15 protein-coding genes are annotated in these 22,126 nt (G+C 47.9%); 1 reads left to right on the top strand and 14 read right to left on the bottom strand.

Features of this window, described 5'->3' with window-relative positions; genetic code table 11:
* Positions 1-20: 20 nt before the first annotated feature.
* The 14 genes from hpfG to NE473_RS04130 all read right to left on the bottom strand — a co-directional run bounded on the left by hpfG (position 21) and on the right by NE473_RS04130 (position 20,794).
* Positions 21-2,540, bottom strand: a complete 2,520-nt coding sequence (gene hpfG, locus NE473_RS04195) for a (2S)-3-sulfopropanediol dehydratase (RefSeq protein ID WP_055649262.1) — start codon at positions 2,538-2,540, stop codon at positions 21-23.
* Positions 2,541-2,578: 38 nt separating this feature from the next.
* The gene (gene hpfH / locus NE473_RS04190; protein WP_006774405.1) at positions 2,579-3,529 is read right to left on the bottom strand and encodes a (2S)-3-sulfopropanediol dehydratase activating enzyme; all 951 of its coding nucleotides are present in this window, start codon (positions 3,527-3,529) and stop codon (positions 2,579-2,581) included.
* Between the two features lie 217 nt (positions 3,530-3,746).
* Positions 3,747-4,856 (bottom strand): response regulator transcription factor, encoded by a 1,110-nt coding sequence (locus NE473_RS04185; RefSeq protein ID WP_055649261.1) that lies wholly within the window; start codon positions 4,854-4,856, stop codon positions 3,747-3,749.
* Positions 4,857-4,931: 75 nt separating this feature from the next.
* Positions 4,932-5,864, bottom strand: a complete 933-nt coding sequence (gene metA, locus NE473_RS04180) for a homoserine O-acetyltransferase MetA (RefSeq protein WP_006774403.1) — start codon at positions 5,862-5,864, stop codon at positions 4,932-4,934.
* 3 nt (positions 5,865-5,867) lie between these two features.
* Positions 5,868-7,805, bottom strand: a complete 1,938-nt coding sequence (gene ligA, locus NE473_RS04175) for an NAD-dependent DNA ligase LigA (RefSeq protein WP_207746926.1) — start codon at positions 7,803-7,805, stop codon at positions 5,868-5,870.
* 89 nt (positions 7,806-7,894) lie between these two features.
* Positions 7,895-8,695, bottom strand: a complete 801-nt coding sequence (locus NE473_RS04170; RefSeq protein WP_055649259.1) for a pseudouridine synthase — start codon at positions 8,693-8,695, stop codon at positions 7,895-7,897.
* A gap of 199 nt (positions 8,696-8,894) precedes the next feature.
* The gene (gene arfA, locus NE473_RS04165; RefSeq protein ID WP_055649258.1) at positions 8,895-10,421 is read right to left on the bottom strand and encodes an arabinosylfuranosidase ArfA; all 1,527 of its coding nucleotides are present in this window, start codon (positions 10,419-10,421) and stop codon (positions 8,895-8,897) included.
* Positions 10,422-10,439: 18 nt separating this feature from the next.
* Positions 10,440-11,837, bottom strand: coding sequence for an ABC transporter substrate-binding protein (locus NE473_RS04160; RefSeq protein ID WP_055649257.1), 1,398 nt, complete (start codon positions 11,835-11,837; stop codon positions 10,440-10,442).
* 105 nt (positions 11,838-11,942) lie between these two features.
* Positions 11,943-15,113 carry an alpha-mannosidase gene (locus tag NE473_RS04155; RefSeq protein WP_055649256.1) on the bottom strand — a complete coding sequence of 1,057 codons (3,171 nt, stop codon included), beginning with the start codon at positions 15,111-15,113 and terminating at the stop codon, positions 11,943-11,945.
* Positions 15,114-15,125: 12 nt separating this feature from the next.
* Positions 15,126-15,968, bottom strand: coding sequence for a carbohydrate ABC transporter permease (locus NE473_RS04150; RefSeq protein ID WP_006777159.1), 843 nt, complete (start codon positions 15,966-15,968; stop codon positions 15,126-15,128).
* A complete protein-coding gene (locus NE473_RS04145; protein ID WP_055649255.1) occupies positions 15,965-16,861 on the bottom strand; it encodes a carbohydrate ABC transporter permease in 897 nt (298 codons plus the stop codon). The genes NE473_RS04150 and NE473_RS04145 overlap by 4 nt, the downstream gene beginning before the upstream one ends.
* Before the next feature lie 156 nt (positions 16,862-17,017).
* Entirely contained in the window at positions 17,018-18,274 is a 1,257-nt protein-coding gene (locus NE473_RS04140; protein WP_055649253.1) for a response regulator, read from the bottom strand.
* On the bottom strand, positions 18,252-20,078 hold the full coding sequence (locus NE473_RS32775) for a sensor histidine kinase (protein ID WP_055649252.1): 1,827 nt from the start codon (positions 20,076-20,078) through the stop codon (positions 18,252-18,254). The genes NE473_RS04140 and NE473_RS32775 overlap by 23 nt, the downstream gene beginning before the upstream one ends.
* 23 nt (positions 20,079-20,101) lie before the next feature.
* Positions 20,102-20,794 carry a GntR family transcriptional regulator gene (locus NE473_RS04130; protein ID WP_006775240.1) on the bottom strand — a complete coding sequence of 231 codons (693 nt, stop codon included), beginning with the start codon at positions 20,792-20,794 and terminating at the stop codon, positions 20,102-20,104.
* 287 nt (positions 20,795-21,081) lie between these two features.
* Here NE473_RS04130 and NE473_RS04125 point away from each other — a divergent pair, with 287 nt between their 5' ends.
* Positions 21,082-22,101: a zinc-binding alcohol dehydrogenase family protein gene (locus tag NE473_RS04125; protein WP_055649251.1), complete on the top strand. Its 1,020-nt coding sequence runs from the start codon at positions 21,082-21,084 to the stop codon at positions 22,099-22,101.
* Positions 22,102-22,126: the final 25 nt, after the last annotated feature.

Below are 22,126 nucleotides of genomic sequence, written 5' to 3'. Positions count from 1 at the left end.
CTATGTGTTTTCATTAGAATTTAGAAATGGAGCTCTGTACGCTGAATTAAATCCTTCTGGAGCGGCTTGCCCAGCTCGACAAAGTACGCGCTGTATCCGGCGACGCGCACGAGCATGTCTCTGTAATCTTCCGGTTTCTTCTGTGCTGCCCGCATCGTTGCGGAGCTCATAATATTGAACTGGACATGCATCGCCTGCTTGGCGATATACTCATCTATAAAGCTGATTAAATTATCTCTTCCCTCGATACCGGCCACAGATTCCTCCGGAAACCTTAAGTTCATCAGCGTGCCGTTGGACGCCAGGCTGTGATCCACCTTTGTTAAGGAGTTTACCACGGCGGTGGGGCCGCTGAAATCGTGGGAACCGCCGTCGGTGTGTACCGGGCCCATGTTGTCGGAGATCGCCTCGCCTGCCCTGCGTCCGTCCACGGAAGCATTGGTATTTAAGCCCATGGCTACATTGGCATTGACAGAGTATACGCCCGGGCTGAACTCGCCGCCTCTGGGGTTCTTTCTGCCCCTGATGTGTCTGCAGTAGCATTCAAACATATACTTAAACATCTCATCCGCATAATCGTCGTCATTGCCGTAGTGATGGACCTTACTGCTGTTTACAAGGGCATACAGCTTCTCGTGGCCTTTCCAGTTATCCTTAACCGCCTGAAGCAGCTCCGCTCCGCTGCATCGCTTCTCGTCGAACACCAGCTGCTTAATGGCTGCCAGGCTGTCTGCACAGGTAGCCATACCGCTGGCCTGGGGACCGGTTCCGTTGTACTTGGCGCCGCCTTCTGTTAAATCCTTCCCTGACTCCATACAGTCCTCATAAAATGCGGAAACGTAGGGAACCGGCTTTAATGCCCGGTGGGTATTGTCAATGATATTTAAGCTGCTGCACATCTGGTCGGTCCAGTAGGCAAACTGCTTATCCACGCTCTCTAAAACCTCATCAAAGCTCTGATAGGTGGCCAGACTTCCGGTATCCGGGCCGAGATGCTCTCCCAGGGCTCCGCATGTTTCCCATCTCATGCAGTGGGGGCCGCAGTCTAAGCAGCGTCCGCCGTTTAATACCATCTCCATCATCTTCGCTGTATTTACGTAAGCGGCGTCGTGCCAGCCGTATTCTTTGCCGGGCAGATCGATCTCAACGCAGCCAACAACGCAGTAATCTCTCGCTTCCTCCAGAGTCATTCCTTTCCGCATCATCCCCTTAATGGCCGGGGCGTCATTGAAAAGCTTCGGATGGCCGTAGCCCGCGCGGATACATTCCACGGTCTTTACCTTTAACTCGTACGGCGTGTTTTCATGCATACGCACGCAGACCCACGGGTTCATCATACGCGTATGAGCGGAGGCCTCCAGAAGCATCATCGTCAAATCATTGGTTGCATCGCTGCCGTCACGGTTCACGCCGCCGATGGTAAGGCTCTCGCCGCCGAAGCCGCGGCCGTTGCGGACCGCCATACTGCCTTTATCCTTAAGCTTAGTCGGGTTATTCACCTTGACATAGACTACCTCGAGAAGCTCGAGAGCAAATTCCTTCGTGATGGTGCCATTCTTCATGTCCGCCTCATAGAACGGATACAGCCACTGGTCCATGCGGCCGTAGGAGATGGAGTGGCCGTTGCTTTCCACCTGGATCAGTGTGGTTGCAATGTTGAATAGCTGCAGGGCCTGCCAGAAGGTCTTCGGTGCTCCGCCTGCGATCTGACGGCAGTTTTCTGCGATCGCTTCCAGCTCTTTCTTTCTCACGGAACCGGTTTCCTTCTCCGCGTATTCCTCCGCCAGCTTTGCGTAGCGCTCCAGATATTTTTTCGCGGCTTCATGCATGATAATCATTGCCTGATAGAAGTCCCTCTTATCACCGTATTCCGGATCTCTCTTATCCAGTCTGCCAAGGCACTCCTTCGCCTGTTCGATCAGGCCGTTGTAGCCCACCTTCATCAGCTTCGCGTAATCAATCGCCAGATGGCCGGTTCCTGCAAAATGGTAGAGGTTTGTCTGGAAGATCTTCTTGCCGGCTTCGGAACCCTTGATCTGTTCGTCTTCCAGCCTTACGTTGATCATGTCGTCTACGGTTTTTCCCTGCCAGTATTTGCAGAGTTCGATAATCTCTTTTCTTTCCTCGTCATTTCTTATGTAGAACTGGTCGTGTTCACGCTCCTCAAAGGGTGAATGAAGAATCTCATCGATAATCCAGTTTACGGAGAATTCCGGATAGATCGGCGACGCCTTCACCGGTGCGGCAATCTCACCCAGAATTAAGTCCTCGTCATCGATATACAGCGCTGCATTGAGCAGGATGTTCTCGAAAGCGTAGGCGCACTGGAGCTTGCGCGGACAGACTTCATGCTCTTTATAGCTTTCCGTCACTAATCTAAGCCGCTCCACATCGACCTCGTACGGTCTGTCTAAAAAAGTCTGCCGTAAATGGTTGACCCTTGGAAATGGGGACCAGTCTTCATGGTGTACCTGATATCCCAGGCTGTAGACATGGTCAAACGGTTCTGTTCCACACGCGGTTGTGTGATTCATATTCATGGAAATTCCTCCTGATTAAAATGATGATATAATTTCAATTACTGTTTCTCTTTCGTCCCCACCATACAGTGGATTCCCCGGCTGTTAAAGTACTCTGCAATCTCTTCTACATGCTTCTGGAAGGACTTCCGGTTGATCTTTACGTCTTCCATCTGATACGGCAGCCCCAGCGAAGCGTATTTCTCCTCACCGAGGCGCATAAAGCTCAAAAGCTGCAGGGTTCTGACCCGGCCCCCCAGCTCATTCCGGATGAAATCGGCCGTGGCTTCCATGTTCTTTTTGTCGTCATTGACGTGGGGGATAACCGGAATCCGGAGTATCAGCTCCCGTTCCTCTTCTGTCAGCCTCTTTAAGTTGGCCAGAATTCTGTCGTTGGTGACTCCTGTATACTCTTTATGAATTTCGGGATCCATGTGCTTGATATCTGAAATCATGATGTCCGTGACCGGCAGTATCTTTTCGATCTCTTTCCAGTCTGCATGGAATGTGGATTCACAGCAGGTCTGGATTCCTTCGTCCCTGCATGCCTGAAAAAGCTCTGCGACAAAATCGCTCTGAATTAACGGCTCCCCGCCTGATACCGTGACGCCTCCGCCGGACCGCTCATAGTATCCTTTATCCCGCCGGATCTCCTTCATACATTCTTCTACAGACATGCTCTTTCCCCACTGCTTGACGGCATCCGAAGGGCAGGCGTCATAGCAGGCCAGGCAGTTGGTACATTTACTCCTGTCGATGGCGGTAAGCTTTCCGCGCGTGAAATGTAAGATCCCCTTCTCGGGACAGACCTCTTCACAGGCCCCGCATTTCCCCCGCGAAATGCATTTTGTCTTGTATATCCCCGGCTGTATGTAAGCAGTCCAGCTCTCGGGGTTGCTGCACCACCGGCACCGGAGCGGACAGCCTTTTAAAAACAGTTCTGTGCGCATCCCAGGTCCGTCATGGATTGTAAAGCGCTGAATATTAAATATGATTCCCTGCTGCGGCAATCAATCCCCTCCTCCCAATGTTCACTTTCTCTTGTATGTTAAAATTATATCAAACCTTTTTTATCGATAAAAGTGGCCATCTGTAGTATTTCATATAGGGAATGTTCCCTATTTCGACAAACAGGAAGGCAGTCAGAACCCGGAGACCGGGAAAAAACAAATCAGGCGGAACCCCGGACAGGACAATGTCCCGTCTGTGATTCCGCCTGAAACTCTTTTACTGCTCTCTGTTCTCCAGCCACTTATACAGTTGAAACCGGCTTTTCACCCCGCACTTGGTGTAGATGTTCTGTACGTGCTTCTTCACCGTATGGTAGCTGATCACAAGCTCATCGGCAATGGCCTTATAGGTCAGGCCGTTGTACATCAGCTCCGCCACTCTCTGTTCCGCCTGCGTCAGCGGCAGCATCGTACCGGTGCCGTCCAAAAGCTTTCCCTCCTCTTTCCTGGAGATGGTTATCCAGTGATACCGGTCTATGATTCCGTTGGAATAGCTCTGATCGTAGGTGTAGATTGTAAAAATATAATTTTTGATCACCCGCGTCTGGACGCGGTCAGCCGTGTTGTTATTCTCCTCGCCTCCCAAAAGAAACGGAAGCCAGCTGCACGGCGTTGTGGTGCTGATCTGATCAGCCACAGACGGCCCCAAAATCTCTTTTAAGTAATTCTGCGCCGTCTTATTATAGCTCATGATGTGCATAAAATCATCTGTCACAAAATATGCTTTTTCACCGGAGGATATAATCTCACTCTGAATATTTGATACGATCTTGGCCTGTTCGTACTTTTTGAAATTCTTGTAGGAATTGGCCACATAGACATAGATCTCGTTTAACGCCTCGATCTCCTTGTCCGTAAAGTCCCCGCTTTCCTCACTCTTAAAAAATGCCACCTGGATGTATGCATTAATGCCGAATGCCATGGTCACACTGTAATGCGCATGGAAATTTTCCTCCAGAAAGCGGACGTAGGCGGAGTGGGCGTAATCGACAGGGCTTATGATGTCAGTAGACTTATACAGCCTGGGGAGCACATTAAAATAGGTCAGATGATCACGGACCGCATCCTGATAAACGACATGTCTGATTACATCATTGGCAACGAACTTCCTGTATGGATGCTCTTCACAGTCCAGCAGAATGCCATTCCGGTTGATCCATGAGAGAAATCTCCCATGTGTATCAAAATAGGAAATCAGCACATGCTTCAAGCCAAAATTTCGATCCAGAGAATCCAGCAGAACGTTGCTGAAAAATTCACGTGCTGAAATCTGATGTTCCGCCATTTCCGAGAAAAAATTCATCTGGCCGGCATTTTCATATTTCATGGTACTTTTCCCCCGTTTTTTCGTTTCGGATATCTTTTACTATACCCGAAAAGGCTTGATTTTACAAGCGTTTTGTCAATACAGCGTCTTACAGGGATTCCCCTCCAGATCATAGGGCGTGATCTGATATACGTAGAAATTCAGCCAGTTACCATACAGCGTATTCGCCGCATTTCTCCACGAAAGAACCGGAACCGCGAAGGGATCGTTGTCCTCATAGTAATTGCAGGGCAGCTCCGGGTTCAGTCCCTTTTTTAAATCCCTGTGATACTCGTTGTTTAACGTCATGCGGTCATATTCCGGATGGCCCTGTACGAACACCTGGCTTCCGTCACGCTTCATCACTAAAAATACTCCCGCCTCATCCGACTCAGCCAGAACCACCAGCTCCGGATTTTTTTCTATGTCTTTTCTGCGCACCTCCGTATAACGGGAATGGGGAGCCATAATGTAATCGTCCATGCTGCGCACCAGCGGCACCTTACGGTCTAAAACCCTGTGGCGGTAAATACCGGAAAGCTTCTTCTCCCGCTTATATTTCGGAATCCCGTAATGGTAATAGAGTCCGGCCTGGGCTCCCCAGCAGATATGTAATGTACTCGTCACATGGGTCTTGCCCCACTCCATAATCGTCTGGAGCTCATCCCAGTAATTCACTTCCTCATACTCCAGATTCTCTACAGGCGCCCCGGTAATGATCATGCCGTCGAACTTCTTATTCTTAATCTCATCAAAATAGACGTAAAATTTGTTTAAATGGCTGGCCGACGTATTTTTCGACGTATGGGTGGCCAGCATCAAAAAAGTGCAGTCCACCTGAAGAGGCGTGTTGGAGAGCGCCCGCAGAAGCTGCGTCTCCGTGTCCTCCTTCACCGGCATCAGATTTAATATAAGGATCTCCAGAGGGCGGATGTCCTGGCTCAGTGCCCGGTCCTCCGCCATGATGAAGATATTTTCTTTTTCCAGTATGGCCTTTGCAGGCAGATCTTTTTGTACTTTAATCGGCATCGCTTATTCCCCCAGCATCTTGATAAACTCTTCCTCTGATATAATCGGCACGCCTAAATCCTTTGCCTTCTTATTCTTGGAAGAATTAGACGTCACGTCATTGTTGATCAGGTACGTTGTCTTCGAAGTCACAGAGCCTGTGGCCTTGCCCCCCCGCGCTTCGATGGCCTCCTTAAGTTCGTTTCGGTTGGCGAAATGCTCTACACTGCCGGTGATTACAAAGGTCATCCCTTCAAAGACCGCTTCCTCCGCCGATTCTTCCTCCTGCTCAAAAGTCAGCTCAGAAAGAAGGTGGTCCACAGTCTCCTGATTCTTCTCATCTGCAAAGTAACGGATCCACGCATCAGCCAGAACGGCGCCGATCCCATCGACTTCTACCAGCTCCTCCGCTGTAGCATGGCGCATCCGGTCAAAATCGAACTTAAATTTCCGGCACAGCATCTTCGCATTGGCGAGACCGATTCCTGAGATTCCGAGGCCGTAAACCATGCGTGCAAGCGTCGTGTGAGAGGCTGCTTCCGTCGCCCGGATCAGGTTATCATACGATTTTTGCCCGAAGCCCTCCATCTGGGTAATCGTCTCCTCATACCGGTCAAGATGGAAAATGTCAGCGAACTCCTTAATAAATCCCGCGCCGATAAATTTCTCCAGCGTTGCCTCCGACAGGCCGTCGATATTCAGCGCATCGCGGCTGACAAACAGGGAAAAGCTCTTGATCCGCTTGGCCTGGCAGTCGGGATTGGTGCAGTAAAGGCTGCGGACATCGCCTGCCTGGCGGATCTCCGTCCTGCCGCCGCAGACCGGACATTTCTCCGGAATCTGTATCTTCCCGCTTCTGGTCAGGTTATCGGCAATCTGCGGAATAATCATATTGGCTTTATAAACGGTGATGGTATCGCCCTCCCCAAGGGCCAGCGATTCCATGATGCTCAAATTATGCACGCTGGCACGGCTTACCGTGGTTCCCTCCAGCTCCACCGGATCAAATACGGCGACCGGATTGATTAAGCCGGTCCGTGACGGACTCCACTCAATGTATTGGAGCTTCGTCTCTCTGATCTCGTCCGCCCATTTAAAAGCAATCGCGTTTCTCGGAAATTTGGCCGTCCGTCCCAGGGATTCTCCATAGGCGATATCGTCCAGGAGAAGGACCAGACCATCGGAAGGAATATCGTATCCGGATACAGCCTCGGCAAACGCTTCTACCGCTTCCGGCAGCGTATCCGCCGTAACGGTTCTGTATTCTACCACATCGAAGCCCTGTCTCTTCAGCCACTCAAACTGTTCCTTCCTGGAGTTGTTAAAATCCACGCCCTCAGCTGTTACCAGTGCAAATGCCTCGAAATTCACGTTCCGCTCCGCCGTGATCTGGCTGTTCAGCTGACGGACCGAGCCGCTGCATAAATTTCTGGGATTCTTGTATCTGGCATCCACGTCGTCGATTGCTTCATTGATCCGATTGAATTCTGAATAACGGATTACAGCCTCCCCCCGCAGGACCAGTTCCCCCTGAAAGGAGATGGTAACCGGTACATTGGCAAATACTCTGGCATTGCTGGTAATCACTTCTCCGATCTCTCCGTTGCCGCGGGTGACAGCCTTTTTAAGTGTTCCGCCGCTGTAAGTGAGTACGACGGTCAGGCCGTCCAGCTTCCAGGAGAGAATTCCCGTCTGATCGCCCAGCCATTCCTGCAAATCGGCGGTACTCTTCGTCTTGTCCAGCGAAAGCATGGGGCTCTCATGGCGTTCCTTCGGAAGCTCGGAGAGAACCTCATATCCCACGCTCTGAGTCGGACTCTTGGACAGCACGACTCCGGTCTCCTTTTCCAGCTCCGCCAGTTCGTCATATAATTTATCGTATTCATAGTTGCTCATGATCTCACGGCTTTCCTGATAATACGTTTTCGCCGCGGCCGTAAGAGTGGCAGCCAGTTCTTTCATTCTGCTGATTTTCTCGTCCACTTACAATCTCCTTTTCACTGCGTTCTTTCCTATTCCATATCATACCGGAAACAGCAGTTTTCCATGCATCATTTCCGTTTTCCGGAGTCTTTTTTTTGTTTTTCCTCCCGATCCTTTAAGGAAAGGCCGGAAGTATGTTCCAGCCGGCGCATCAGCTCCGCGTATTCCTTCTTTGACACCGGCCGTGATTCGCCGGCTTTTAGATCGCCCAGCTCGATATTCATGATTCTGACGCGCTTCAGCTTCCGCACCTTACAGCCAAGCTGTTCGCACATCCTGCGAATCTGGCGGTTCAGTCCCTGGGTCAGGACAATACGGAACGATTTTTCTCCCGTCTTCTCTGCAAAACACGGCTTTGTCGTCACATCAAGCTCTGGAAGGAATACTCCCTTTCTCATTTTCTGAATAAATTCCGGTTTCACCGGCCGGTCAATCCATACGAGATACTCTTTCTCATGGCCGCTGCTGCCGCGCATCATCCGGTTGACCAAGTCGCCCTGGTTGGTCATCAGGATCAGCCCTTCGGACTCCTTATCGAGGCGTCCTGCCGGATAAATCCGCACAGGACAGTCCACCATGTCCACAATATTGGGAGCACGGTCCTTGTCCGAGGTGGTGCAGACAATTCCGCACGGTTTATGCACAGCTAAAAGCACACGCTCCGGTTTCTTCTCTGCACCCCTGGAACCTGCTGCGATTGTCCGTCCATTACAGACAACTGTTTCTCCCTTTTTTATCTTCTGGCCCGGAACGGCGGTTCTTCCGCCGACCGTCACCTTACCTTCTTCAATCAGCCGGTCTGCTTCCCTTCTGGAACAGATTCCAGCCCCGCTTAAGAATTTATTCAGGCGGATTCCGTCTTCTTCCATATCATATCTCCTTCTGCTCATTAAGTAAAAATTATATCATTGTTCCATGGCAGAAGTCAATTTAATCCGGGAAACGATTTGTGGAAGAAAAAGCAGGCAGTTTCAGGTCAAGGGCCACCGACGCCATCATGGTAACCCACTCACTTAATAAAAACCACAGGCAGCGTCTTTACAGATAAGCGCTGTCTGTGGTTCTCTATCAAACTGTCTCTTTATTTTTTTTCATTCGGATCACGTTCCATGACGCTTTTCCCAGCATACTGGAAAGTTTTCCTGTTTCCTTTATCGAGCGTTCTGCCCGTATCGGCCGGATTTTTTCCCCTTCAGGGCCATTGCACTGCTTTAAATCGCCTTCCAGAACGAGATGCTCCAAAAGCTCATACCCCTCAAAGCTTCTCAGGTCAATATCCAAAATTACATTTTCCTCAATATTCCTGTTTACCGCAAAGACAGTCAGCAGACCAGCTTCGTCCTCATACACAGATACGCATTCCACATCCGTGACCAGCCCATGGGCCGACGTCTCATGCAGGGGCGAATTGACGATCGGCTGCAAAACCACACCTTTTCCATATAAAGCCGCATGATAAAACGGATAGAATATTGTCTGCCTCCAGGCGGTGCCGTTCTCCTCTGTCATAACAGGCGCTATGACGTTAATCAACTGAGCCATGCAGGCAATTTTTACGCGATCAGCATGTTTAAGCAGGGTAATCAGCATCAGCCCTACCATCAGCGCATCTTCCATGTTATAAATATCCTCCAACAGATGAGGTGCCTGCTGCCATGGATGGTTTTGGACCGTATCCTTCTCCTGCGCCTTGGAATGAAACCATACATTCCACTCGTCAAAACTGATATTAATATTCTTTCTGCCGCGTTTTTTGGCCTTTATGTAGTCACAGACGGCCGTTACCGTCCTGATAAACTGTTCCAGATCGTCAGACTGGGCCAGATAATCCATAGAATCTTCCTGGCGGTTGCCATAATACTGGTGCATGGACACATAATCTACAAAATCATAGGTGTGTTCCAGCGTAGCAGCTTCCCATTCAGGAAACGTAGGCATGGACATCTGTGAGCTTCCGCAGGATACCAGCTCGATCTCCGGATCGATCAGACGCATGGCCTTTGCCGTCTCCGCCGCCAGCCTTCCATACTCATCCATCGTCTTGTGACCGATCTGCCATGGACCGTCCATTTCATTGCCAAGACACCACAGCTTAATCTTATGCGGCTCCTTTACCCCGTGGCTGATACGTAAATCACTGTATTTTGTACCAGATGTATGATTGCAGTATTCCAACAGATTACAGGCGTCGCTGATTCCTCTCGTCCCCAGATTGACTGCCATCATGACCTCAGAATTTACCAGCTTCGCCCATTCTGCAAATTCGTTCAGCCCTACCTCATTCGATTCCACGCTTCGCCAGGCCAGTTCAAGCCTTCGTGGTCTCTGCGCCATTGGTCCTACTCCATCTTCCCACCGGTATCCGGAAACAAAGTTGCCTCCCGGATACCGGATCACGGAAACACCGAGTTCCTTCACAAGTTTTATCACATCCTGCCGGTATCCGCGGCTGTCTGCTTCCGGGTGCCCGGGCTGATAGAGACCGCCGTACACAGCCCTTCCCAGGTGTTCGATAAAAGAGCCGAATAACCTTCTGTCGATCGCATCCGTCACTGCCGCACGGTCAATTACAAGTCTCGCTGTTCTTTCTGCCATGGATAGGCTCCTTCCTGTTTAATTCCCATTTTCTGCGTCATACCGCGCTTTTTCTTCCGTCATGGCGTCGGCCCATGCATCGAGGAACTCCTGGGCGGTACAGATTCCTGCCATACACTCCTGCAGCTTCGGCTGTGCTATATTATTTTCAATATTTACATAGTTTGTAAGGTATGTCGGTACTTCAAAAAAAACGGTATTTTCATCGTTCATAATTGAAATCGCCTTCTGGTAGTAATCCTTTTCCATCACCCAGTCCGCCTTCTGTGCAGACTGCTCGGTCGGAATTCCTCCGCGGCTCTCTACCCAGTACTCCGTTCCTTCAGAGCTCAAAAACTGGATGAAATCCCACGCCTCGTCCGGATGCTCTGTGGAAGCTGAGATGCCGAAGCCCATTACGCCTACCTCCGGATGGCACTGTTCTCCGTTGACGCTCTTCAAAAACGGCATCATCTGGAATTTTGTCTCATCTCCTCCAAATGTCTCTGAAATCATATGTGCGGAACCAAGATTGTGAAAAATAGATGCCGTGGAGCCTGAGGTGAAAGAGGCGGCGATCTCTGTCCAGCCTTTATTCAAATCATCCTCTGACGTATACTTCTTATAAAGGTCAAAATATTTTTCAACAAATTCCACATGAAGCGGATCGTTCATGGTTGATTTTCCATTTTCATCAAAAGCATGGGGAATCCCCGAGTAGGCGTACGCCATACACATCACATTGAACGCTCCGCCGGATCCGCCGCGGATCGTAGTTCCGTAAAGATTATTATCTGGATCGGCCACCTTTTTCACACTTTCAAAGAATTCATCCCAGGTTTCCGGAATCTCTACACCCTTTTCCGCGTAAATATCCGGGCGGATCCAGAAGTTTCTGAAATCCATGAAAGCCGGAAAATAGTAGAGGTGTTCTTTCTTCGGATCCAGATTTGCATCCGCCCGGATCGCCTCCTCATTTACTTTTCCATAAAGCTCAGATTTTTCATAATAGCCATCCAGTGGAAGTACGTTTCCCCTGGCAATAAATTCCGGCATGGCACACTCAAAGATATCCGGCGCAGAATCTGTGGCAAACGCCATATCCAGCTTTGCCTTGGCGTCCGCAGAGTTTCCCGGAATTCCCAGAAACTCAATTTCAATGTTAGGATTCTTCTCCATATAGGCTGCGGCCGCTGCTTCATATGCTTCATTTAACTCTGGCGTACTCATCTCCATCCACCATGTTAGTTTGACCGTTTCCCCTTTGGTCTCCCCGCTCTTTTCACTGCTCTCCGGCGCCTTTTCAGCGCTCTCCCCCACGGTTGTTTCCCCTTGCGTTTTCACCTCTGCGGTTGTCTCATTCCCTGGCTTTGCAGAACATCCTGCCAAAGACAAACCGGCAATCACCGTTAAAACAAGTGCAAGCTTCCTTCTCATTGTATCCTCCTTACTTCGGCACTCTTTTTGTACCTGTATTTTGATAGTATCATTATATCTTTACCTTCTGCAAAACTCCATTAACCAGATTTGCAGAAATGTTTGTTATTTTTGCATTCGAAATGTTTTGATTTCAAACGGATTAAAAACAACTGTGAAACAGTTTCCGACAGCCGAAAGTTCTGTTCCACCCCGCTCCAGCATATCGCACTCCTTCAGCGTACAGGGGGCTTCCGTGATGATCTCAATACCAGCCTTCACGCGGTTTCCAAAACCTTCATAAGCTCTGATGATCCAGCCGTCTCCATCCTCCGCCCTTTTTACCGTCTCAATAAATATTCCCGGTGTATTGCAGACGGCCAGCCGGCAGGGAAACGTCCCGCATTGCTGTCCCTCCACCTTAGAGAAAAGTGCCGGAACAGGGCTTAATAAGTCATATGCCTCCTGAAATACTCCCGCCTCCCGGTAATCTCCCGGATGCGGATAAAGGGAGTACGTAAAGTGGTGGAACCCTCTGTCCTGTCTGTTCGGGAACACCGCAGAACGAAGAAGCGACAGGCGCATTACCCCATCATGAATATCATACCCATACTTACAGTCACTTAAGAGTGATACTCCATAGTTTCCTTCCGACAGATCAGCAAATCGCTGGGCACACGTTTCGAATTTTTCCGCGTCCCATGAAGTGTTCGTATGGGTCGGCCGCTCAACTGTACCAAACTGTATTTCATAAACCGCCTTCTGTGAAACGATATTTACCGGAAATGCCGCTTTCAGCAGCAAATGTTCTTCCTGCCAGTCAATATCGGTCACAAAATCCAGCCGCCTGGAATTGCTGTAGACGTAGAGAGTCTGCCTTACCGTTGAGGAGAGATACCGATAGACAAACCGCAGGCCGATCCTGACAGGTCCCTGCTCTACAAGTTCAACCTCCGTACAGTGGTTCAGCTCATACCTCTTTTCCCTGTAATACGGACTCAGCTCCCACGCATCATACTGGTACGGTCTGTCCTCATACACTTCCAGCACGTTTGCGGCTCCGCCTAACAGTTCCCGGTCTGCTTCCCTGTCATAGAGGGAGGCCATTGTTCCATTTTCATTGAGGCGGATTTTATAATACGGTGACTCAATTATATTGTCTCTGTATGTAATAGTAAATCCACCGTGTTCGCATGTTTCCCTGATCCGGTAACGAAATGCACCTGCGCCCGGAACCGCTTTCAGTTCGGCACAGTACTGCCCGTCAGGCGTCTTCTGAGCGGGAATATCCATCCCATCTTCACCGGTTAAAATCAGTACCTCCGCGTCGCTGTCACATGCGAATAAAATCCGGGAATTTCTTGCAAAGCCAAACGTGTTAAAAGCAATAAGGCTCCGGCCGCTCCATTTTCCTGCGATCCGCTCCATCGCCTGAACCGCCATAGACTCCATTTCCGGCAGGATCTCCTCGTACTCCTTTCGGCAGTCGTCGTAGACGGCGTCAATTGCAGATCCCGGCAGAATATCGTGGAACTGGTTGGTCAGAATTATCCGAATCCATTGCTTTAACTTCCTGTACGGATAAATTTCCGGCCCTTCCGCCTGTGCCAGTAAGCTGTAAAGAAACTCACATCGCTGAAGCAGGGTCTCCGCAATACGGTTGAGACGCTTGATTTCACCAACAGAGGTATAGGTACCGCGATGAAATTCGAGATAAAGCTCCCCATACCACACGGGGAGCGCCGGATTCCCCTCAGTATCCGCCTCCAGCTTCTCAAAAAATTCTCCAGCCGTGGAAAACTGCACTTCAGGTGCGCCCGGCAGGCCATAGCTCATACGCTTTCCACACTCCACCATCTCTCTTGTCGTTCCGCCTCCACCGTCTCCAAAACCACAGGGCATTAAAAATTCCGTGTTCAGGCTCTTCTGTGCATAGCGTTTCCAGCCGCCCATAACGTAATCCGGTGACAGTTCGGCATTGTACGTCGTTATATGCGGGCTTCGGGCAAACCCAAATGAATTATATTCCACATGGTCAAACCGTCTGGACGGTGAAAAATGGGTCAGCAGCTCGCTGCCGTCTATTCCCTTCCACAAAAATGTATCATATGGAATTTGATCCTGTTCATTCCAGCTGATCTTCGTCGTCATGAAATAGTCGATCCCGCATTTCCGGCAAATCTGGGGCAGGGCTGCCGAATATCCAAACACATCCGGCAGCCAGAGTATTCTGCTTTCCGTTCCAAACTGCTCTTTAAAATACTGCTTTCCTTCCAGGAACTGACGGATCAGGCTCTCTCCGCTGGTCAGATTACAGTCCGCCTCCACCCACATGCCTCCTTCCGCTTCCCACCGTCCGAGGTTCGTATACTTTTTAATTTTCTCAAACTCCTCCGGCTGCGCCTCCCGGAAGTATTCGTAAAGCTGCGGCTGGCTCGACATAAATATGAATTCCGGATATTCCTCCAACAGCTTTAACGCTGTCTGAAAGCTTCTCACAGTCTTATTTCTTGTATGCGATTTCTGCCACATCCAGGCCACGTCAATGTGCGTGTGGCCTACGCATCTGGCCTTCTTCCCATTTGAACCGCACCGTTTCAGAAAAAATTCCTCTTTCAAGTATTTCGCCGCTTCTTTTATGCTGTTGTCATAGGACTCGCTCCCAATCTCTCTTAAATCCAGAAGATTGACAGCCTCATGCAGAGCGTGAAGCAGGATAATTCCTTCGTCGCTCTCCTTTCCGCAGCAGACCGCAGTATCCAGCATCGATTTCATATCGTAATAAAGCCGTTCCGTATTGCAGTCCTTTTCATAAAAACGAATGGAGAGTATCCCCGGACGGTTTTCCCTGTCATCCCAGCTCACATCCTTAAGGACCATGCCCGACCAGGCGTCAATATCTATACACACAGTCTCTTTGCCGCGCGCATGTTCTGTGATCAGGCATTCTTCATGGTAAATATCAAATCCCTGCATCGGAATCTGATTGCAGTAAAGCAGAAATTGGGGATTCTGTGCATACCAGTCTCTCTTATTCTGCGTAATCTCAATCCAGAGTCCGCAGCCCTCTGTTTTCTCCGGAATCTCAAAGAGGCACTGAAACCAGCCATACTGGTCAAAACCTCCCCAGGAGCCCCCATTCCTAAACTCCTGAAAAACAGGCAATTGATTAAAATTCAGCTTTTCGGGCGCATACCTCAATTTTTCCGGAACTGTCACATTCTTTTTGACAGCCGCCTTAAGCACCGATAAGATCTGGCTGACCCGTTCTATCTCATAACTTTCCGTTTGATTCATTTTCTTTCCTCATCAACCTTTCACCGCTCCCGCCGCCATACCACTGATTAAGTGCTTTTGAATAAAAGCAAAGAGGATAATCGGAGGAATCAGCGCAATAATGCTGCTGGCCGCCAATGCCGCCATATCCACCGACGCCTCGGTGACCAGAGATTTAAGGGCTACCGGAATCGTAAACTTCGATTGCTGTGTAATAAAGGAAAATGCTACCTGAAACTCATTCCAACAGCCCACAAAAGCAAACGCGCTGGTCGCCACAATCCCCGGAAGAATCAGTTTCGGTATCATTCTCGTAATAATATAAAATCTTCCCGCGCCGTCCACCATGGCCGCTTCCTCGATCTCAACCGGTATGTCAGACACAAAGCCTCTCATCAGCAGAGAATTAAACGGCGTCTGCGACACAACGTAAAACAAAATAACAGACGCTCTCGTATTGATCAGCCCAAATTTGTTAAAGGTTAAAAACAGCGGCACAATGTAGATGATCACCGGCATAATCTGAGTGAGCAGCAGAAGAGAGAGAAATGCACCCTTTGCCTTAAACTTAAATCTCGCCAACGCATAACCGTTTAATATGGCAAGTATCACAATAAATACAACGGAAAGAACCCCGATATAAAGGCTGTTTCCAAAATAGAGAGAAAATTTATTTCTTCCCCAAACAGTTACAAAATTCTTCAGGGTAGCCGGGCTTGGGAAATACTGTACCGGCAGTTTAAAAACCGATCCAGGCTCTTTCAGAGAAGTGATCAAACTCCATAAAATAGGCGCAATTGTAAAAAGCGCCGTCACGCACAGGGGAATATAAATTCCAAGAATTCGTTTTACCGTTCGTTTCTGTTTGTTCGTCATACATCTTCCCTCCCATAGCGGGTAATTTTCAAATACAGGAATGCAAATACCAGAAGTCCAGCTCCCATCATCACAGCCATGGCGGAACCGTACCCGTACTGGCCGCCAACCACTGCCCTCTGCATCAAATATACCGGAAGCGTTGTGGTAAGCCGCAGCGGACCTCCATTCGTCATAGTAAAGATTAAGTCGATGGAATTAAATTCCCAGATACATCGGAGCAACGTGGAAAACACAAGGCTTTCTTTTAAATATGGCAGTGTAATATAGAGAAACTTCCGAAAACCTCCACAGCCATCCACGTTACAGGATTCATAGATTTCCTCCGGAATCGACTGAAGGCCTGCCAAAATCATGATGGCAAAGAACGGGATTCCTCTCCACAGTTCTGTCACCACCACCGCCCAGAAGGTTGTATGGGGGTTGGAAAGCCATGCCACCCCCTTTTCCAGAATACCGGCCTTGATAAGCAGGTCATTGATCACGCCCACATTCTGGTTGTACATAATGGTCCACAGCATAGTGGCGAGTACTCCGGATACCGCCCATGGCATGAATGTAACCGAACGGAACAACCCGCGAAGCCAGACTTTCTGGTTCAGCAGAAGGGCAATCCCCATCCCGATCACCAGTTGTCCTGCCACCGTGCATGCCACCCATTTCAGACTGATTCCCGCCGCCTTGCGAAATACTTCATCCTCCATCAGAATCTTTCTGAAATTCTCAAATCCGACAAACGTGCCGACTCCGCTCAGACTGTTGGTCGAGTAATCCTGCGCGCTCAGCTTAAACACATCCAGAATTGGTATCATAATAAATATAATAATCAACAGGACTGTCGGTAAAATAAGCAGATATGGATAATAATGATCCAGTCTTTTTTTTCCTCGCATCTGTATTGCCCTCTCTTTTCTTCTTTTTAATCATCCTAATAAAAAAAAGAGTTAAAGTACATTAATCAGATTGATATAAACGTTTGGAATTTTGATTATTTGCAGCCTGTGGAAAAATAAGAAAAGCGGCTCCCTGAATCGGAACCGCCAAATACTTTATTTCTCCATATATTCTCTGGGGCTCACCCCCATATACTTCTTAAATATTACGCTGAAATACTGCGGATTATTGTATCCCACCTTCTCGCATATCTCATAGATCCGGTCATCGGTCGTCTTCATTAGGGAAGCCGCCTTTTCGATTCTCACGCTGGTAAGCCATGCCATGAAATTCGTATTCTTATTTTTCTTGATAATCCTGCACAAATGGGCCGGAGAAAGATGAATATGGTTTGCCAGATCGTTAAGACTTAAACCGGGAACAGAATACTGTTCCATAATATAATCCTCGATCTCCTCCATTATGGCATTTTTCTTAACCAGACGGCAGTTTCCATCTGAGCAGTGTACCACAGCGCCGCTGTCCCCCAGCTTCATAAGTTCCAGCAGCCGGTAAGACTCATTATATGCATCGTCAGTCTGACTCAACCGATGGTATTCCTGACTAACGGCAATTTTTACTTTCATATTTAAAAATTTTCTCAGATTCTCAACCACGCTTTCCAGCAATTTTGAGAACTCCGCCCGGTATCCGGCCTTCCGAAACGCAAATACAGCAAAAACCTGACCGTCATACGTACCAAAATACACGGAAACATCTTTTTCCGGCAATTCAGCTTCCGCCAATTCCCTAAAAATGTTAATTGCAGAAAATGCATAGATTTCATTGGTATTAGGACCTTCACTTTTCAAGTAACTGTCCTGACAGTCCATGTGAAGGAGTACCAGATCAAACATTGGATCACAGATATCAAACCTGTTCTTTTTTTCAAACTCACCAAGCGCCTGTTCCTCTGCGATTCCCATAATCAGCTGGGTTAAAAAGCGGGACTGCAGCAGTGATTTTGACTTTTGGATCAGTGTCTCTCCTTTCCTGGCCTCATGGTATTCCAGTTCACACCGTTTGACCGCTTCAATAATCTTTTCCCTCGACTCATATTTTAAGATATAATCCTGCACATGCAGCTCCAGAGCACGCTTCGCATATTTAAAATCATCATACCCCGTAAGAAACATGATTTTAATTTCTTTATGATTTTCCGCCAGCCATGCCGCCAACTCCAGCCCGTCCATAACCGGCATATTGATATCGGCCAGAACAATGTCCGGTTTCTCCCTCTCGATCACCTCGACTGCCTCCCGTCCATTCCCGGCGGGGGTAACAAGTTCGATGCCATGCTGCCTCCACGGAAGATTCAGAGTTAAGTCCTCCCTGATAATCCTTTCATCATCAACAATCAAAAGTTTCGTCATACCATTCCCCTCCATTCTCCCCTGTATATGGAAGCGTAATCAGCGTACTTGTATAACTCGATTCCACGCTTTCCAGTTCGATGCCGTATTCCTTCCCATAATACAGCTCAATACGCTGATTGCAGTTCCACAGGCCAAAATGCTCGACCTCCTTATCCCCTGGCGCATCCATCTTAATATATTGATTCAATTCAGCCAGTTTATTTTCACTGATCCCACCACCATTGTCCCATACGGTTAAAATCACTTTATCCTCAAAACGGCAGCCGGAAATATCCAGGATCCCCTTCTTACTCTGACGGCGCAGCCCGTGATCGATGGCATTCTCTACAATTGGCTGCAGTGTCAGCTTGGGAATCTCACAATTCAGGATCTCGTCATCCACATTCATGCACCACTCAAAACTGTTATCATACCTCATCTGGAGAATGGTCAGATAGTGACGGATCAAGTCCAGCTCGCCGGATATTTTCACCTTCTCCATTCCCTTGCTTAAGCTCAGCACGTAGAAGCGCACCACAGACTCATACATTTTGCTCACCCTGTCATAATCCTTCGCATTTATTAATGCCTGGATAGAAATAAGGGTATTGTAGAGAAAATGCGGATTAATCTGTGACTGTAACAACAGCAGTTCTGCCTTACGCTTCTTTTCCGATATATCCTCAATTGTACTGATCTGACAGTTAATCGTTGCCACAAATGTATTCAGTCCGTCTACCAGTTCACCAATCTCCTTTTCATCCTTCGTCTCAAATATTATGGTTTTATCTCCCGCCTCATACTGCTCCAGCTGGCATGCAATCCGTTTGATATCATCTGACATATATCTGGAAAATACAATAATGGGAACGGAAGATACCAAAAGCATGATCACTACGCAGACTGCAATCATCACACCGATAAACTCATTGCCGGCCATCAGACTATTAAGCGGCACTGCGGAAAAAATCACCCAGCCATTCAATTGCAGTCTTTCGTAAGAGATCAGTATTTTTTCCCCATTGAGATCCTGTGAAATATAGGAACCCTCCAGCTCTGCATGAAGCAGCTTCTCTCTGTCTTCCTCTCTCAATACCTCTTTTTTTTCAGCACCATCATACAGAACCGAGTCCTCCGCCAAAATTCCCGATACGCTGCCGCGGCTCGTGGTAATATCTCTCAAAATACCAGCCACTGATTCCGGAAGCATATTAATTACCAGAAGCATCCCTGCATCAGAATTTTCGTTACCAGCCACACAATACAGAGAAATTACATTTCGCTTCCGGCTCGTAGGAAGCAGATCCTCTTCGTGTAAACTGCGCCATGCATAGCGAAACAGTTCTCCACGCTGCTCAATCCGTACTTTTTTCAGCATTTCCCCAAAACTCTCAGTAATCACATACGGCGAAGCGTAGCTGGAATACGAGAGTGAGTAGTCATGTTTTGTCTTAAAAACAACGGAATCCATCACATCAGGGTAATCCACACAAATTCTGGTAATCTGCTGCTTAAGTTCCTGATTATTGATCAGAAACTCCTTATCCATAGTCTCTCCGTCATAAACAAATGTAAAATACTTCAGGCTTTCGGAATTCGTCAGAGAGATTGCCGCAGAATATGCTATCTTAAACCGTTCCTCCAGTCGCACGCTGGCCTGATGGACGGCATCCTCCAGAAGCTTTTCCGAATTGATCTTCAGCTGTGCGGAGGATAAAAAGTAACATACAGTTCCTGTAATAATAATGAACAGAGAAACAAGCGGTAACAGAACCACCATTAGTTTATTTCTCACGCTCAGCTTATAAAAAATATTTTTCACGGCTTTCCCTCTTTTATTCTCTGTTACAGATTAAAATATTCCGGATATTTCTCAAGCATCTGCCGAAAATGCTTTCGGTAGGTAGCCAGGTGGCCTTCATAAAACTTCGGAAAATCAAAGTCAACGATTTCTCCTGACAGCAGGCTGCTATATATCGTCTTATGCTCTTCCACAAAAATCTGGATATTTGCCTTTGTATCAATCGCATCGAGATAACGGACCCTGTCATAGTGGGAACAGACACTCCTTACTGCCCGCCAGACTCTTGCCTTTTTCGCAAATTCATAAATCATGCGATGAAATTCATCATCAATCTTGAAAAATGTATCCAAGTACGTTTCCTGCAAAGCGGCTGTCTCCTGCGCCTCCAGATTCTCTTTCAACCGCACAATCTGTTCTTTGGTAAGATTTCCCGCTGTCTGTGATATGATTACAGGTTCTACCTGAAGCCTTAAAAACAGCCCCTCGTTCAACGTCTCCAAGTCAATCCCCGACACTCTCGACCCACTCTGGGGGAACACGTCAACTAACGATTCCTCCTTCAGCATCAAAATTGCCTCATGTACCGGAGTTCGGCTGACATGCATCAGCTCCGAAAGTTCATTCTCATTGAGAGACTGACCCGGAACAAGTCGAAACGTCATGATATTATCTCTCAACAGCCGATATGCATACTCTCTGTTATTCTCCATCTGTTTTTTTTCAAATACCTTCATAGATATCTCCTTATCTAATATATCACTTTCATCTCTTAATCCTATCATTCATAAAGTTTCTGTAATATTTTTTCTTAAAAAATACATTTTTCATAAAAATAGTAGCACATATGCACACTTTCGTCAATAAATCATAGCATCAAATAAATATATATGGAATTTGTGAAACATGTACAATTTTAAATTGATATATTAGTTATGTTTTATTATTGATATTTCCGCATATATACCTTATATTTATTACACGTAACTAATATATTAATTTTAAGAGCACAGGAGATCACAGTATGAAAGCAATTAAAATACCCCAGCCGTTTCAGCTTAGCATTGAAAATATTCCGACACCCACGATAAAAACTCCCAATGATGTACTCATAAAAATCACTTCCTGCGGCATCTGCGGCTCTGACATGGGAATCTGGAATGGAACAAATTCACTCGCCACCTACCCACGCCTGATCGGACACGAGTTCGGCGGTATTGTAACAGAAACCGGTTCCTCCGTACATACGGTAAAAAAAGGAGATCTGGTTTCCGTAGATCCGGTCTTGAGCTGCGGTCACTGCTATGCCTGCCGGATTGGACGCCATAACGTATGTTCTTCTCTCGAAGTACTGGGTGTTCATCGAGATGGAGGCTTCTGCGAATATGTATGTGTTCCAGAGAGCAATGTCCATAAGTTCCACACCGCTTTTGACCAGTCTTTGCTGAGTATGGTGGAACCGTTTACGATCGGTGTGGAGATCAATCGAAGAGGTGGGATTACAGCCGGAGACAAAGTTTTAATCATGGGTTCCGGCCCCATAGGGATTACGGCGATGCAGGTAGCCAAACGAAACGGAGCCTCAGTTATGATAACCGATCTGGTTGCCTCCCGCCTGGAAAAAGCCAGAAAAATGGGGGCAGACCGAACCATTTTAATTCCCCTCCAGGACCTGGAATGTGAGATTATGGACTTTACCGATTCAGAGGGAATCCCTGTCATTGTAGACACCGTCTGCACACCTTTGTCGCTTGAGCAAGCAGTACAGCTCGCCTGCCCTGCCGGGCGAATTGTCGTGATCGGCCTGAAAAATCAGCCTTCTGCCATTTCAATGGCGGATATCACAAAAAAAGAGCTTACGATAGTCGGTTCCCGATTAAACTGCAACTGTTTTGACGAAGTCATAGAAGGTTTTGAAGACGGCAGCCTGCATCCGGAAACCTTTGTCACTCATACGTTCCATTACAGCCAGACAGAGGAGGCATTTCAGCTGATCAGACAGCATCCGGAAGAAGTTCTGAAGGCTGTCATTCGCTTTGAATAGCAGAAAAAAGGACCAAATCCGCCAA

Origin of the sequence: Hungatella sp. SL.1.14, assembly GCF_024460495.1 — a bacterium.
GTDB lineage: Bacteria > Bacillota > Clostridia > Lachnospirales > Lachnospiraceae > Hungatella > Hungatella hathewayi.
Note: the sequence above shows the minus strand (reverse complement) of the source record. Positions and strands in the feature narration are given on the sequence as shown.